The following is a 13689-nucleotide window of genomic DNA, read 5'->3' on the forward strand; positions in this document are numbered from 1 at the left end:
GCGCTGCCGGCAGCGCCGGGCCAGCTCGGTGAGCACCTCTTCGTCCTCGTACGAGCGCAGCGCGGGCAGTTCGCCCAGCTCGGCCGGGATGACCTCGACCTGGTCCCCCGTCTTCACGAAGGTGATGCGGCCGTCCCCCACGGCGTACGTCAGCCTCCGGTTCACCCGGTACGTGCCGCCCTGGACGTCGACCCAGGGCAGGTTGCGCAGCAGCCAGCGGGAGCTGATCTCCTGCATCTGGGGTGCGGATTTGGTGGTGGTGGCCAGGTTCCGCGCGGCCGCCGTGCCCAGGGACTGCTGCGGCTTGCCCTGCTCGGTGCGGACCTCTTCGCCTACCGACATAAGGAATTGCCCTCCCGTGTATCCCGTGCCGGATCTCGCCGGGCATCGGTCTCGGGGTCGAGCCTTTCATCACGGAGCGTGCCCGCACCATTACCCGAAAGAAGGGGAATGGATCATCGGACTACTGGGCAGACTGGGCGACCCGGCCACGGAAATGGCCGGATCGGCTCGCACAGCGAGCGAACGATGTGGTTCCCACCCCCGTGCGTCGGTACAAGCACCGTGACGGGTGGGCCGGGACGGCCGGTCCGTCCAAAACTTCCCGAACGGTACGAAGGAGGCGGCCATGTCCCCACCCATGTCCGCGAGCGGTTTTCTGAGCGCGCTGAAGGCCGAGGGCCTCAAGGTCGTGGAGGTCGGCAACTGGCGGACCCACAACCGCAACCACAAGGGCCCCTGGGGCCCGATGCACGGCGTCATGATCCACCACACGGTGACCAGCGGCAGCGCCCGCACCGTCGAGCTGTGCCGCGAGGGCTACGACGAGCTTCCCGGCCCGCTCTGCCACGGCGTGATCACCAAGGACGGCAAGGTCCACCTGGTCGGCTACGGCCGCGCCAACCACGCTGGTCTCGGTGACGACGAGGTGCTCCGCGCGGTCATCGCCGAGAAGGGGCTGCCGCCCGACAACGAGTCCAACACCGACGGCAACCGGTACTTCTACGGTTTCGAGTGCGAGAACCTCGGCGACGGGAAGGACCCTTGGCCCGAGGTCCAGATGGAGGCGATCGTGCGGGCCGCCGCGGCGATCTGCCGCCACCACGGCTGGACGGAACGTTCGGTCATCGGCCACCTGGAGTGGCAGCCCGGAAAGGTGGACCCGCGCGGCTTCACCATGTCCTCGCTCCGCTCGCGGATCAAGGCGCAGCTGAAGGGCTGAGGTCCCCGCCGCAGGGGCGACAATGGCCGGATGACCAGCGCCGACCCCCTCGCTGCGGCACTCCCCTCCCCTCTCACGGAGGTGCGGGACGACCGCTTCTCCCGGCACGGCGTGCGGCTGCTGCTCAAGCGGGACGATCTGATCCACCCGGAGCTGATCGGCAACAAGTGGCGCAAGCTCGTGCCGAACATCGAGGCGGCGCGGGGCCGGGCGCTGGTCACCTTCGGTGGCGCGTACTCCAACCATCTGCGCGCCACCGCGGCCGCCGGGCGGCTGCTCGGCCTGCCCACCGTCGGCGTGGTGCGCGGCGACGAACTGGCAGGCCGCCCGCTGAACCCGTCCCTGGCCCGATGCGCGGCCGACGGCATGCGGCTGCACTTCACCGACCGGGCCACGTACCGGCGCAAGGGCGACCCGGAGACCCTGGCCGCGCTCCTGCGCGCGGCCCGCGCGGAGGGCGCGTACGTCGTCCCCGAGGGCGGCAGCAACGCCGAGGCGGTACGCGGCTGCGTGGCGCTGGGCGAGGAACTGGCGGGCCGGGCCGAGGTGGTCGCGGTGGCCTGCGGCACCGGTGGCACGCTCGCCGGGCTGGCCGCCGGTCTCGCCCCCGGCCAGCGCGCGCTCGGCGTGCCCGTACTCAAGGGCGGCTTCCTGACGGCCGAGGTGCGCGCGCTCCAGGAGCGGGCCTTCGGCACCCGCACCGGCGACTGGTCGCTGGAGGAACGCTTCCACTTCGGCGGCTACGCCCGTACGACCCCGGAACTGGACGCCTTCGCGGCCGACTTCGAGAACCGGCACGGGGTGCCCGTGGAGCGGCTGTATGTCGCCAAGTTGCTGTACGCGCTCACCGCGCTGGCCGAGGAGGGCGCCTTCCCTCGCGGGACCGCCGTGGCCGCGGTGATCACCGGGCGGCCCTTCCCGGACAGTACGTTTTAGGCCACTTCCCGGTCCGCGGCCGCCTCCTCCAGGTCGAGCCGGCGCAGCAGGGCACGGAGCATCTCGTCGTCGATGTAGCGGTGGTCACGCAGGCGTACGAATACGTCGCGCTCGGCGCTGATCATCTCGCGGGACAGCCGGCGGTAGGTGTCGTCCACGGACTCGCCGGTGACGGGGTTCGTCTGGCCCAGGCGTTCCCAGACCGCGTTGCGGCGGCGCTCCAGTGCCGCGCGCAGCCGGTCGGCGAGCGGCTCGGGCAGGGTGTTGCGCTCGTCGTCGAGGAGTTCTTCGAGCCGGTTCTCGGCCGCGCGGGACGCCTGGGCCTGGGCGTTGGCCTCGGCGAGGGTGTCCGCGCGCGGGTCGCGGGGCGGGAAGCGCAGGGCCCGGATCAGCGGGGGCAGGCTCAGGCCCTGGATGACCAGGGTGCCGATGACCGTGGTGAAGGTCAGGAAGAGGATCAGGTTGCGCTGCGGGAAGGGGTGCCCCCCGTGCACGGTGACCGGGATGGAGAAGGCGATGGCGAGCGAGACCACGCCCCGCATCCCGGCCCAGCCGGTGACCAGGGCACCCCGCCAGGTGGGGTTCTCCTCGCGTTCCCGGATGCGGGCGGACAGCACGCGGGGCAGGAAGGCGGCCGGGTAGACCCAGGCGAGCCGGGCCAGCACGACGACCAGGAAGAGAACCGCGGCGTAAATGACCGCCCGCATGCCCTCGTTGGGGCCCAGCCCCTCGACGACGACCCGCAACTGGAGTCCGATCAGGGCGAAGACGGCGGACTCCAGGATGAAGGCGACCATCTTCCACACCGCCTCCTCCTGGAGCCGGGTGGCGAAGTCGACCTCCCACGAGCGGTGTCCGAGGTAGAGCGCGACGACCACGACCGCGAGCACCCCGGAGGCGTGGAACTGCTCGGCGACGCTGTAGGCGACGAACGGGATCAGCAGCGACAGAGTGTTCTGCAGGAGCGGCTCACGCAGATGCGTGCGCAGCCAGTGCAGCGGTGCCATCAGCACGAGCCCGACCCCGACACCGCCGACCGCGGCGATCAGGAACTCGAGCAGCCCGCCCGCCCAGGTGGCGCCCTCCCCGATGGCGGCGGCGAGCGCGACCTTGTACGCGGTGATGGCGGTGGCGTCGTTCAGCAGGGACTCGCCCTGGAGGATCGTGGTGATCCGGGACGGCAGCCCGAGGCGGCGGGCGACCGCGGTGGCCGCTACCGCGTCGGGCGGCGCCACCACCGCCCCCAGCACCAGCGCGGCGGTCAGCGGGAGACCGGGCACGATCAGATGGGCGACCCAGCCCACGACGACCGTGGCGAACAGGACGTAGCCCACCGACAGCAGCGCGACGGGCCGCGCCTGGGCGCGTAGGTCCAGGTAGGAGCTGTCGGTCGCCGAGGTGTACAGCAGCGGGGGCAGCAGCAGCGGGAGGACCACCTCGGGGTCGAGGGTGTAGTCCGGCACCCCCGGCAGGTAGGAAGCGACGAGGCCGACCGCCACCAACAGCAGCGGCGCGGGTACCGGCCCCCGCCGGGCGATCCCCGCGACGGCCGCGCTCCCCGCGATCAGCAGCAGGAGCGGCATCACGTCCATGTCCTCGCCCACCCTCATTCTCCGCGCGGATTTCCGCGCTCCCGACGTAATCTGGCAATCATGAAACAGTGCACGCACGTCGCGGTGCTGCCGCTCCCGGAACCCGGCCCGCAGAGCGAGACGTGCCTGGAGTGTCTCGCGGACGGGACCGACCCGGTGCAGTTGCGGCTCTGCCTCAGCTGCGGGCATGTCGCCTGCTGCGACTCCTCGCCGAACCGGCACGCCACGAAGCACCACGCGGACTCGGGTCACCCGGTGATGCGGACGTTCGAACCCGGAGACGACTGGCGGTGGTGTTTCGTGGACCACGTACTCGTGTGACAGTGGACGGCACGGCGGTGTTCCCGGTGGTTCGAGCGCCCGATGCCTGGGTACGTCAACCCGGCGCGCGCTCTTCCCATTTGAATCCGCCCCACCCCCTAGACACGGAGCGTATACGGAGCTTTACTGTGAGTAACGCCAGGGGGCCGGGGGCGCGGGGACAGGAACGTTCCGAGCGCGATAGCGTCACCGCGGAACCACGTATGCGTTACCCCGGGGGGCGACCCTCGGCCCCGTGAAGCTTGTACCACCATGGAGGTGAGGGTGTCCCAGATCGCAGGCGAGCCCACGGCGAACCAGGACTTCGTGGAAGTCCGGCTTCCGGCCGCGGGTGCCTACCTGTCGGTGCTGCGGACGGCCACGGCCGGTCTGGCGGCCCGCTTGGACTTCACCCTGGACGAGATCGAGGACCTGCGCATCGCGGTCGACGAGGCCTGCGCGATCCTGCTCCAGCAGGCCGTGCCCGGCTCCGTGCTGAGCTGCGTCTTCCGCCTCGTCGACGACTCGCTGGAGGTCACGGTGTCCGCTCCGACCACCGACGGCCACGCCCCGTCGCGCGACACGTTCGCCTGGACCGTGCTGTCGGCCCTCGCGGGCAAGGTGTCGTCCGCCGTCGACGAGGACCGGACCGTGTCGATCAGTCTCTACAAACAGCGCGGCGCGGGCCCCGGCCCGGCGTGAGGAACGGGGACGGTCCGGTGCGGGACGAAGAGCGCGGCGCGCGAGAACTGCCGGCCAAGCAGGCCGAGAGCCTGCGGGCGGTCCCCCAGGACGGCCCCCGGCACATGGCCGACGGCGTCGACGGCATCCCCGAGCAGGCCCGGCCCCACCCGGAGGACGACTCCGCGCGGGCCGGCGGCGAGGGTGCCGTGCGGAGCGCGCCACCGGGGGAGCGCGGCGGGGAGCAGCCCGCCGACCGCGCGGGGGCGAGGGCTCGGGGAAGGGCTACGGGCGGGACGATGAGCGAGCACGAGCGATACGCCGAGGACTCCGCGCCGGGCGCGGAGACCGTCCGGGCGGCACGGCACGACCCGCACGACCGCAGCGGGGCGCGGGCGCTCTTCGTGGAGCTGCGCGGCCTGAAGGACGGCAGCCCGGAGTACGCGGAGCTGCGCAACCGGCTGGTCCGCATGCACCTGCCGCTCGTCGAGCATCTGGCGCGCCGCTTCCGCAACCGGGGCGAGCCGCTGGACGACCTCACCCAGGTCGCCACCATCGGACTGATCAAGTCGGTGGACCGGTTCGACCCGGAGCGGGGGGTGGAGTTCTCCACGTACGCCACTCCCACGGTCGTCGGTGAGATCAAGCGGCACTTCCGGGACAAGGGCTGGGCGGTGCGGGTGCCGCGCCGGCTCCAGGAGCTGCGGCTCGCGCTCACCACGGCGACGGCCGAGCTGTCGCAGCTGCACGGCCGCTCCCCCACGGTGCACGAGCTGGCCCAGAAGCTGGCGATCTCCGAGGAGGAGGTGCTGGAGGGACTGGAGTCGGCGAACGCGTACTCGACGCTGTCGCTGGACGTCCCCGACACCGACGACGAGTCGCCGGCGGTCGCCGACACCCTCGGCGCGGAGGACGAGGCGCTGGAGGGGGTGGAGTACCGGGAGTCGCTCAAGCCGCTGCTGGAGGACCTCCCCCCGCGTGAGAAGCGCATTCTGCTGCTGCGCTTCTTCGGCAACATGACCCAGTCGCAGATCGCGCAGGAGGTCGGCATCTCTCAGATGCACGTCTCCCGGCTGCTGGCCCGCACCCTGGCCCAGCTGCGGGAGAAGCTCCTGGTGGAGGAGTAGGGGCGCCCGGGCGGGGCGTTATCCGGCGCGGCCCGGCCCGGTGATCCCGAGGGCGCGGGTCGTGGCCGGGTTGACCAGCAGCACCAGCGCGGTCACCGAGACCACGGCGAGGGCGATGCCCGCCCCGATGGCGATGCTGTCGGCCTGGAGCAGGTTGTAGGCGACCGGCAGCGCGAGGATCTGGGTGATGACGGCGGGGCCCCGGCTCCAGCGGCGCACCTGCCACAGCCCGCGCGCGGCGAGCAGTGGCAGCAGCGCGAGCACCAGCAGGGTGATCCCGCCCGTGATCGCCTGCTGACGGCTCTCGGGAGCGCCGGCCAGACCGAGCACGAGGATCCACCCGCCCGCCACGACGAGGGCGATCCCCTCCAGCGCGGCCAGCGCGGCGGCGTACGTCAGGCGGCGCGGGCGCTCTCCGGCGGCCGGGGCGGTGCCGGCGGTCTCCGGCACGGAGGTCTGCGCGGGGGTCTGCTCACTGCTCACCCGAGAAGGGTAGCCCCGTGCGCGACGGGCCCCGGAGGGTGCGTGGTGAGGCTCACGCCCTCTTCGTCCATGGATCTCCGGCTCTCCCTGGGCCGGATACCCCCCAGTAGGTACGCTGCCATGCATGCGTGCACTTCTCGTGGTCAATCCGGCGGCAACCACCACAAGCGCCCGCAGACGCGACGTACTGATCCACGCCCTCGCCAGCGAGATGAAGCTGGACGTCGTCAACACCGAGTACCGCGGTCACGCGCGCGACCTGGGGCGGTCGGCTGCGGAGAGTGACGACATCGACATGGTGGTGGCCCTCGGCGGCGACGGGACCGTGAACGAGGTGGTCAACGGCCTGCTGCACGCCGGCCCGGACCCCGAGCGGCTGCCCGGTCTCGCGGTGGTCCCCGGCGGCTCGACCAATGTCTTCGCCCGCGCGCTCGGCCTGCCCAACGATCCCGTCGAGGCGACCGGCGCCCTGCTGGACGCCCTGCGCGAGCGCCGGGAACGCGTGGTGGGCCTCGGACTCACCTCGGGCACGCCGGGCACCGCGGACGAGGCGGTGCCGGAGCGCTGGTTCACTTTCAACGCCGGACTCGGCTTCGATGCCGGAGTTGTGGGCAGAGTCGAAAGGGAACGGGAGCGCGGCAAGAAGTCGACGCACGCGCTCTATGTCCGCCAAGTAGCAAGGCAGTTCATGGGTGAACCGAATCGCAGACACGGCACCATCACCCTGCGGCGACCGGGTGCGGAACCGGTGTCGGATCTCGCCGTCGCCATAGTCTCGAACACATCGCCATGGACGTATCTCGGCAATCGCCCGATGTACACATCACCTAAGGCGTCGTTCGATAAAGGCATCGACGTGCTCGGGCTGAAGCGGCTCTCCACGGCCGCGGTTGCCCGGTATGCGACCCAGTTGCTCACTTCGTCCCCCGAGCGGGGACCGCATGGGAGACACGCGGTCTCGCTGCACGACCTGGACCGCTTCACCTTGCATTCGAAGGTCCCTCTGCCCCTTCAGATGGACGGTGACCACCTGGGGCTGCGGACGAGCGTGACGTTCACAGGCGTTCGCCGTGCACTGCGTGTGATTGTGTGAGCGGAACGGGCCAAAGTCCTTTCACTCGAACGTTTAGGCCACCGTCCACCCCATGGAAGTACGGCTGTGACCTAGTCGACACCGAGGAATCAAAAAAAATCTTCGGGAAGGGGTTGTATCCGTCGCCGAGGTTTGCGAGTCTCTACATGGCGATCGGGACGGCCCGCAAGACCGGCTTCCAGTGGTCGCCAGAACCCCTCTTCAAAACAAGGACCACGCCGGGGAGACCCGGTGATCGGCCCTTCACTTGTTGAGGGACTCGTGAAAGCGTTCACATTCACAAGCAATCTGCATGTAATACCAAGGAGAGGTAGCAGCCATGGACTGGCGTCACAACGCCGTTTGCCGCGAGGAAGACCCCGAGCTGTTCTTCCCCATCGGCAACACCGGTCCCGCGCTGCTGCAGATCGAGGAAGCCAAGGCCGTCTGCCGTCGCTGCCCGGTGATCGAGCAGTGTCTGCAGTGGGCGCTCGAGTCCGGTCAGGACTCCGGCGTCTGGGGTGGTCTGAGCGAGGACGAGCGTCGCGCGATGAAGCGCCGCGCCGCCCGCAACCGTGCTCGCCAGGCTTCTGCCTGACGAGTCACCCCTGCTGACAGCCTGAGCTTGGCGGCGCGTGGGCCCGACGGGAACTCCCGTACCGGGCACCACGCTTCTCCCGCCCCGAGCCGCAGCGCGCAGTACCCCCGATGCTTTCCCCGGGTCCCGGCTCCGCCGGACCCGGGGGGCTCCGCCTCAGCGGAGCAGCTCAGCAACGAGCACCAGCCTCGGACCATCACTGGTCCGGGGCTTTTCGCTTGCCCACGCCCGTCTGGCGGGGCCTCACTTCTGCGGCCGCACCGGGATGTCGAGGATGACCCGGGTGCCGCGCTCCGGTGCCGGGATCATGTCGAAGGTGCCGCCCAGCTCGCCCTCCACCAGCGTCCGCACGATCTGGAGGCCGAGGTTGCCCGCGGTGTGCGGGTCGAAGCCCTCGGGCAGGCCGACCCCGTCGTCCTGGACGGTGACCAGCAGCCGGGCCTCCTTGGTGGTGCCGCCGCGTACCGCCGAGACCTCGACCGTTCCGGTGTCGCCCTCCCGGAAGCCGTGCTCCAGGGCGTTCTGCAGCACCTCGGTCAGCACCATCGACAGCGGGGTGGCCACCTCGGCATCCAGCCAGCCGAAGCGGCCGCTGCGCCGGCCGGTCACCTTGCCCGGCGAGATCTCCGCGACCATCGCCAGCACCCGGTCGGCGATGTCGTCGAACTCCACGCGCTCGTCCAGGTTCTGAGACAGCGTCTCGTGCACGATGGCGATGGAGCCGACCCGTCGCACGGCCTCCTCCAGCGCCTCCCGGCCGCGCTCGGAGTCGATGCGCCGGGCCTGGAGCCGCAGCAGGGCGGCGACCGTCTGGAGGTTGTTCTTCACCCGGTGGTGGATCTCCCGGATGGTGGCGTCCTTGGTAATCAACTCCCTTTCCCGGCGCCGGAGTTCGGTGACATCCCGGCAGAGCACCAGGGAACCGATACGGGTGCCCTTGGGCTTGAGCGGGATGGACCGGAACTGGATGACCCCGTCGTTCGCCTCGATCTCGAACTCGCGGGGCGCGTAGCCGCTGGCCGCCTTGGCGAGCGCTTCGTCCACCGGGCCCCTCGTCGGGGCGAGTTCGGCGGTGGTGCGGCCGAGGTGGTGGCCCACCAGGTCGGCGGCGAGACCCAGCCGGTGGTAGGCGGAGAGCGCGTTCGGGGAGGCGTACTGGACGATGCCGTCGGCGTCCACCCGGATCAGGCCGTCGCCCGCGCGCGGGGAGGCGTCCATGTCGACCTGCTGGTCGGGGAACGGGAAGGAACCGGCCGCGATCATCTGCGCGAGGTCCGAGGCGCTCTGGAGGTAGGTGAGTTCCAGCCGGCTCGGGGTGCGCACGGTCAGCAGGTTGGTGTTGCGGGCGATGACCCCGAGGACGCGGCCCTCACGCCGTACCGGGATGGACTCGACCCGTACGGGGACCTCTTCGCGCCATTCCGGGTCGCCCTCGCGCACGATCCGGCCCTCGTCCAGGGCCGCGTCCAGCATGGGGCGGCGGCCGCGCGGGACCAGGTGGCCGACCATGTCGTCCTGGTAGGAGGTCGGGCCGGTGTTCGGGCGCATCTGGGCGACCGAGACGTACCGGGTGCCGTCGCTGGTGGGGACCCACAGGACGAGGTCGGCGAAGGAGAGGTCGGAGAGCAGTTGCCACTCCGAGACCAGCAGATGGAGCCACTCGAGGTCGGTGTCCCCGAGGGCGGTGTGCTGGCGGACGAGTTCGTTCATGGAGGGCACGCTGCGAGCGTACCGGGGCCGCGTCACTGGCCGAAAAGACACCCGCGGGCCGCGGCGCCTGAGAGGGACCCTCAGCCCTCTCCGCGCCGCAGCCCGGAGCATCATCGGCCGTGGGGTGTGCGGTCCCGGTCGGCCGAAGGCCGAGGAGCCGGAGCAGTCAGGGCAGAGAGCGCCGGTTCCTCGATCCGCCTTCCTGTGCGGGGAAGACGGAGGCTTGTCAGCTTGTCGTCCTGCGTGGAGCCTCTCCCGCATTCTGGACTAGACCACGCGGGCGTGTCCATGGCCCGAGGGCCCCGAACCCGTGGGCGGCGGGCCGCACCGTACCGGCAGCCTAGCCCGGCCGACTGGCCTGCGGGAGGTCGTCGGCCTGGCGATTTCCGCCACGTACGGCGGGGACCGCTCTGCTAGATTGGTCTAAACCACATAGCCAGCGCTCCCCCGGTCCCCAGCGACCGTCGGCCCTCTTCCAGATCGGCAGGCCCAGCGTGGAAGTTGTCATCGTCCCGGACGCCGCGGCGGGCGGCGAGCTGATAGCCGAATCCATGGCCCAGTTGCTTCGCCGCAAGCCCGACGCCCTGCTCGGGGTGGCCACCGGCTCCACCCCGCTGCCCGTCTACCAGGCCCTCGCGGCCAAGGTGCGCGCGGGCGCGGTGGACACCCACCGGGCCAGGATCGCCCAGCTCGACGAGTACGTGGGGCTGCCTGCCGACCACCCCGAGTCCTACCGCTCGGTGCTGCGCCGCGAGGTGCTGGAGCCGCTCGGCATCCCCATGGACGCGTTCACCGGCCCCGACGGCACCGCCGACGACGTGCAGGCGGCGTGCGAGGAGTACGACCGGGCGCTCGCCGCGGCCGGGGGCGTGGACCTCCAGCTCCTCGGCATCGGCACGGACGGCCACATCGGGTTCAACGAACCGTGCTCCTCGCTCGCCTCGCGCACCAGGATCAAGACGCTGACCGAGCAGACCCGGATCGACAACGCCCGCTTCTTCGACGGCGACATCGACCAGGTACCGCACCACGTGATCACCCAGGGCATCGGCACCATCCTGGAGGCCCGCCACCTGGTGCTGCTCGCCACCGGCGAGGGCAAGGCGGACGCGGTCGCCGCCACCGTCGAGGGCCCGGTCGCGGCGGTCTGCCCGGCCTCCGCCCTCCAGCTCCACCCGCACGCCACGGTCGTCGCCGACGAGGCCGCCGCCTCCAAGCTGAAGCTCGCGGACTACTTCCGCCACACCTACGCCCACAAGCCGGAGTGGCAGGGCCTGTAAAGACACCTCGGTCCCCGTGGGCGCGCCACGGGGACCGGGCGTGGGCTCACGCCCCCGCGATGACCTCCGCCGCGGCCCGGCCGCAGACGCGGGCCGCGCCGTGAGTGGCGAGGTGGAGGTGGCCTCGGGGTGGGGACTGGGGGACGCCCATCTCGACGACGACGGTGTCCGGGCGGGCGGTCAGGAGGGTGGTCAGCGCCTTGGCCATCCAGGGGTGGCGGTGTTCGTCGCGGACCACCGCGACCAGCCGGCGCTCCCCCGCCGCCGCGAGGGCGTCGGTGCCGGCCGCGTCGCCGGTGAAGCTCCCGGTGAGGGTGCCCGGCAACAGCCTGGACAGCTCCGCGGCCACGCCCCAGGGGGTCTCGTCGCCCACCGCGATGTTGGCGACCGGGGTGAAGGCGGCCACGTAGGGCGCCTCGGTGAGCGGGGTGAAGGACTCTTCGCCGGTCACCGTCAGGGCCCGGCGGGCCGCGCGCAGTCCGACCCCGGGGTCGGGGGCGGTGTCCCCGGTGGTTCCGTTCACCGTCCAGGCGGCCAGTTCGCGCACCCGGCGGGCCGCGTCCGCGAGGCGCTCCTCGGGGAGTTCGCCGGAGCGCACGGCGGTCACCAGGGCGTCGCGCAGCCGCCGTACCGTCTCGTCGTCGGCGAGGCCGCCGCCCACACAGATGGCGTCGGCGCCGGCCGCTACGGCGAGGACGCTGCCGTGCTCGATGCCGTAGGTGCCGGAGACGGCGCGCATCTCCATGCCGTCGGTGACGATCAGCCCCTGGTAGCCGAGTTCGCCGCGCAGCAGGTCGGTGAGGACCGGCCGGGAGAGAGTCGCGGGACGGTCCGGGTCCAGCGCGGGGACCAGGATGTGAGCGCTCATCACCGCGCGGGTGCCCGCCGCGAGGGCGGCCCGGAAGGGCGCGAGTTCGCGGGCCTGGAGCACGTCGGCGGCCACGTCGATGCGGGGCAGCGCGTGGTGGGAGTCGACGGCGGTGTCGCCGTGGCCCGGGAAGTGCTTGGTGCAGGCCGCGACCCCGGCGGACTGCAGGCCGGTGACGTAGGCGGCGGTGTGCCGGGCGACCAGGCCGGTGTCGGCGCCGAAGGAGCGGACGCCGATGACCGGGTTGTCGGGGTTGGAGTTGACGTCGGCGGAGGGCGCCCAGTTGAGGTGCACCCCGCAGGCGGCGAGACGGCGGCCGAGTTCCCGGGCGACCGCCTGGGTCAGGTCCACGTCGTCCACCGCGCCGAGGGCGTGGTTGCCGGGGAAGGAGGAGCCGGTACGGGCCTCGAGGCGGGTGACGTCCCCGCCCTCCTCGTCGATGGCCACCAGCACGTCGGGCCGCTCGGCACGCAACTGGGCGGTCAAGGCCGACAGTTGTTCGGGCGAGACGATGTTGCGGCCGAACAGGCCGACCGAGGCGAGGCCCTCGCCGAGCCGGCGCAGCAGCCAGTCGGGGGCGGTGGTGCCGGTGAAGCCGGGCTGGAGGACGGTGAGCGCGTCGCGCGTCAGGGTGTCCGTACCGCGGGCGATTGTCGTCATCGGGTGGCGTTATCCCTTCACGGCGCCCGCGGTCAGCCCCGCGGCCATCTTGCGCTGGACGAGGAGGAACAGCACGACGATCGGCACGGCCATCATGGTGGCGCCGGCCATCATCGGGGCGTATTCGGTGCCGTGCTTGGTGGTGAAGTTGCCGAGCCAGACGGTGGCCGTCTGGTTCTCCTGGCTGAGCAGCATCAGGGCGTAGAGGTACTCGTTCCACGCCTGGATGAAGCCGTAGACCGAGGTGGCGACCATGCCGGGGGCGAGCAGCGGGAAGACCACGCGGATGAAGGCGCCGGTGCGGGAGCAGCCGTCCACCATGGCCGCCTCCTCCAGCTCGCGCGGGATGTTGACGATGAAGCCGCGCAGGGTCCACACCGTGAACGGCAGGATGAAGGTCAGATAGGTGATGATCAGGCCGGTGAGCTTGTCGTACTGATGCAGGTCGTTCAGCAGCAGGAAGACCGGGATGATCATGGCGACGAGCGGCACCATCTGCACCGCGAGGATGCCGACGATCACGATCTTCCGGCCCCGGAAGGCGAACCGGGAGATGGCGAGGGCGGCGAGCATGCCCACGACGACGCCGATGAGGACCACCGACAGCGAGACGACCAGGCTGCGGCCGACCGGCCCCCAGAAGTCGGCGATGTCGAAGGCCCGGCTGAAGTTGTCCAGGGTGAACCCGGTGGGCAGCAGGCTCGGGTCGGGGTCGATGGCGTCCTTGGCCGGTTTGATCGCGGTGTCGAGCATCCAGTAGACGGGGAAGCCCGCGGTGGCGGCGACGAGGAGGCCGAGGATGTTCCAGCCGGCCTTGGAGGTCCGGCGGGCGGGGGAAGCCGTGCTGGTCACTCGACCTCTCCGATCTTGAGCATCTGGCGCATGTAGACGGCGACGACGCCGAGCAGCAGCACCACGGTGATGAGGGCGATGGCGGAGCCCTGGGCGTAGTCGTTGACCACGAAGGCGCGGTCGTAGGAGTAGGTGGTGAGGAGCTGGAACTGGGCCTCGGGGTGGCCGTTGCGCATCACGAAGACCTGCGGGAAGACACCCATGTCCCAGATGACCGAGAGGGTCGTCAGCATGACGATCACCGGCTTGAGCACCGGCAGGGTGACGTACCGGAAGACACCCCAGGAGCCCGCGCCGTCCAGCCGGGC

General features: G+C 71.2%; 14 protein-coding genes and 1 pseudogene. 8 read left to right on the top strand and 7 right to left on the bottom strand.

Features of this window, described 5'->3' with window-relative positions:
• A pseudogene (locus tag CCN33_RS03685) lies at positions 1 to 342 on the bottom strand (Crp/Fnr family transcriptional regulator); the annotation flags it as partial.
• A gap of 286 nt (positions 343 to 628) precedes the next feature.
• Between CCN33_RS03685 and CCN33_RS03690 the strand changes: the two are divergent.
• Complete coding sequence (locus CCN33_RS03690) at positions 629 to 1222, top strand: N-acetylmuramoyl-L-alanine amidase (RefSeq protein ID WP_208621647.1); 594 nt, start codon at positions 629 to 631, stop codon at positions 1220 to 1222.
• Positions 1223 to 1252: 30 nt separating this feature from the next.
• Entirely contained in the window at positions 1253 to 2158 is a 906-nt protein-coding gene (locus tag CCN33_RS03695; RefSeq protein WP_086691047.1) for a 1-aminocyclopropane-1-carboxylate deaminase/D-cysteine desulfhydrase, read from the top strand.
• On the opposite strand, the gene CCN33_RS03700 is transcribed toward CCN33_RS03695, so the two are convergent.
• Positions 2155 to 3750: a Na+/H+ antiporter gene (locus CCN33_RS03700; RefSeq protein ID WP_086691066.1), complete on the bottom strand. Its 1596-nt coding sequence runs from the start codon at positions 3748 to 3750 to the stop codon at positions 2155 to 2157. The genes CCN33_RS03695 and CCN33_RS03700 overlap by 4 nt on opposite strands.
• Positions 3751 to 3810: 60 nt before the next feature.
• Between CCN33_RS03700 and CCN33_RS03705 the strand changes: the two genes are divergently transcribed.
• From CCN33_RS03705 to CCN33_RS03715, 3 genes are all read left to right on the top strand, one after another.
• The gene (locus tag CCN33_RS03705) at positions 3811 to 4071 is read left to right on the top strand and encodes a UBP-type zinc finger domain-containing protein (RefSeq protein ID WP_086691049.1); all 261 of its coding nucleotides are present in this window, start codon (positions 3811 to 3813) and stop codon (positions 4069 to 4071) included.
• A 264-nt stretch (positions 4072 to 4335) separates the two neighbouring features.
• Entirely contained in the window at positions 4336 to 4752 is a 417-nt protein-coding gene (locus CCN33_RS03710; protein ID WP_018544439.1) for an ATP-binding protein, read from the top strand.
• Positions 4749 to 5858: an RNA polymerase sigma factor SigF gene (locus tag CCN33_RS03715; RefSeq protein WP_086691051.1), complete on the top strand. Its 1110-nt coding sequence runs from the start codon at positions 4749 to 4751 to the stop codon at positions 5856 to 5858. Before CCN33_RS03710 ends, CCN33_RS03715 begins: the two co-directional genes overlap by 4 nt.
• An 18-nt stretch (positions 5859 to 5876) precedes the next feature.
• On the opposite strand, the gene CCN33_RS03720 is transcribed toward CCN33_RS03715, so the two are convergent.
• Entirely contained in the window at positions 5877 to 6341 is a 465-nt protein-coding gene (locus CCN33_RS03720) for a hypothetical protein (protein WP_086691053.1), read from the bottom strand.
• Positions 6342 to 6465: 124 nt separating this feature from the next.
• Here CCN33_RS03720 and CCN33_RS03725 point away from each other — a divergent pair, with 124 nt between their 5' ends.
• Together CCN33_RS03725 and CCN33_RS03730 are read left to right on the top strand one after the other, a co-directional pair.
• Positions 6466 to 7434 (top strand): diacylglycerol/lipid kinase family protein, encoded by a 969-nt coding sequence (locus CCN33_RS03725; protein ID WP_086691056.1) that lies wholly within the window; start codon positions 6466 to 6468, stop codon positions 7432 to 7434.
• 319 nt (positions 7435 to 7753) lie between these two features.
• Entirely contained in the window at positions 7754 to 8011 is a 258-nt protein-coding gene (locus tag CCN33_RS03730) for a WhiB family transcriptional regulator (protein WP_003992873.1), read from the top strand.
• Between the two features lie 243 nt (positions 8012 to 8254).
• On the opposite strand, the gene CCN33_RS03735 is transcribed toward CCN33_RS03730, so the two are convergent.
• The gene (locus CCN33_RS03735; RefSeq protein WP_107483892.1) at positions 8255 to 9721 is read right to left on the bottom strand and encodes a sensor histidine kinase; all 1467 of its coding nucleotides are present in this window, start codon (positions 9719 to 9721) and stop codon (positions 8255 to 8257) included.
• 494 nt (positions 9722 to 10215) lie between these two features.
• On the opposite strand from CCN33_RS03735, the gene nagB reads away from it, so the two are divergent.
• Positions 10216 to 11001 (top strand): glucosamine-6-phosphate deaminase, encoded by a 786-nt coding sequence (gene nagB, locus CCN33_RS03740; RefSeq protein ID WP_086691060.1) that lies wholly within the window; start codon positions 10216 to 10218, stop codon positions 10999 to 11001.
• A 46-nt stretch (positions 11002 to 11047) separates the two neighbouring features.
• Here nagB and CCN33_RS03745 read toward each other — a convergent pair whose 3' ends face one another.
• The 3 genes from CCN33_RS03745 to CCN33_RS32725 form a co-directional block, all read right to left on the bottom strand.
• Positions 11048 to 12529, bottom strand: coding sequence for a glycoside hydrolase family 3 protein (locus CCN33_RS03745; protein WP_086691062.1), 1482 nt, complete (start codon positions 12527 to 12529; stop codon positions 11048 to 11050).
• A 9-nt stretch (positions 12530 to 12538) separates the two neighbouring features.
• On the bottom strand, positions 12539 to 13381 hold the full coding sequence (locus CCN33_RS03750; RefSeq protein WP_086691064.1) for a carbohydrate ABC transporter permease: 843 nt from the start codon (positions 13379 to 13381) through the stop codon (positions 12539 to 12541).
• Positions 13378 to 13689: carbohydrate ABC transporter permease (locus CCN33_RS32725; RefSeq protein ID WP_244173608.1), on the bottom strand; the 312-nt coding region annotated here is incomplete at its 5' end. The genes CCN33_RS03750 and CCN33_RS32725, both read right to left, overlap by 4 nt.

Source organism: Streptomyces recifensis, assembly GCF_002154615.1.
Classification (GTDB): Bacteria; Actinomycetota; Actinomycetes; order Streptomycetales; family Streptomycetaceae; genus Streptomyces; species Streptomyces griseoluteus.

Bases quoted from the DNA above. Each gene is read 5' to 3' on its own strand.
- CCN33_RS03690 (WP_208621647.1), top strand. From the start codon at position 629: ATGTCCCCACCCATGTCCGCGAGCGGTTTTCTGAGCGCGCTGAAGGCC.
- CCN33_RS03700 (WP_086691066.1), bottom strand. From the start codon at position 3,750: ATGGACGTGATGCCGCTCCTGCTGCTGATCGCGGGGAGCGCGGCCGTC.
- CCN33_RS03725 (WP_086691056.1), top strand. From the start codon at position 6,466: ATGCGTGCACTTCTCGTGGTCAATCCGGCGGCAACCACCACAAGCGCC.
- CCN33_RS03730 (WP_003992873.1), top strand. From the start codon at position 7,754: ATGGACTGGCGTCACAACGCCGTTTGCCGCGAGGAAGACCCCGAGCTG.
- CCN33_RS03695 (WP_086691047.1), top strand. From the start codon at position 1,253: ATGACCAGCGCCGACCCCCTCGCTGCGGCACTCCCCTCCCCTCTCACG.
- CCN33_RS03735 (WP_107483892.1), bottom strand. From the start codon at position 9,721: ATGAACGAACTCGTCCGCCAGCACACCGCCCTCGGGGACACCGACCTC.
- CCN33_RS03745 (WP_086691062.1), bottom strand. From the start codon at position 12,529: ATGACGACAATCGCCCGCGGTACGGACACCCTGACGCGCGACGCGCTC.
- CCN33_RS03705 (WP_086691049.1), top strand. From the start codon at position 3,811: ATGAAACAGTGCACGCACGTCGCGGTGCTGCCGCTCCCGGAACCCGGC.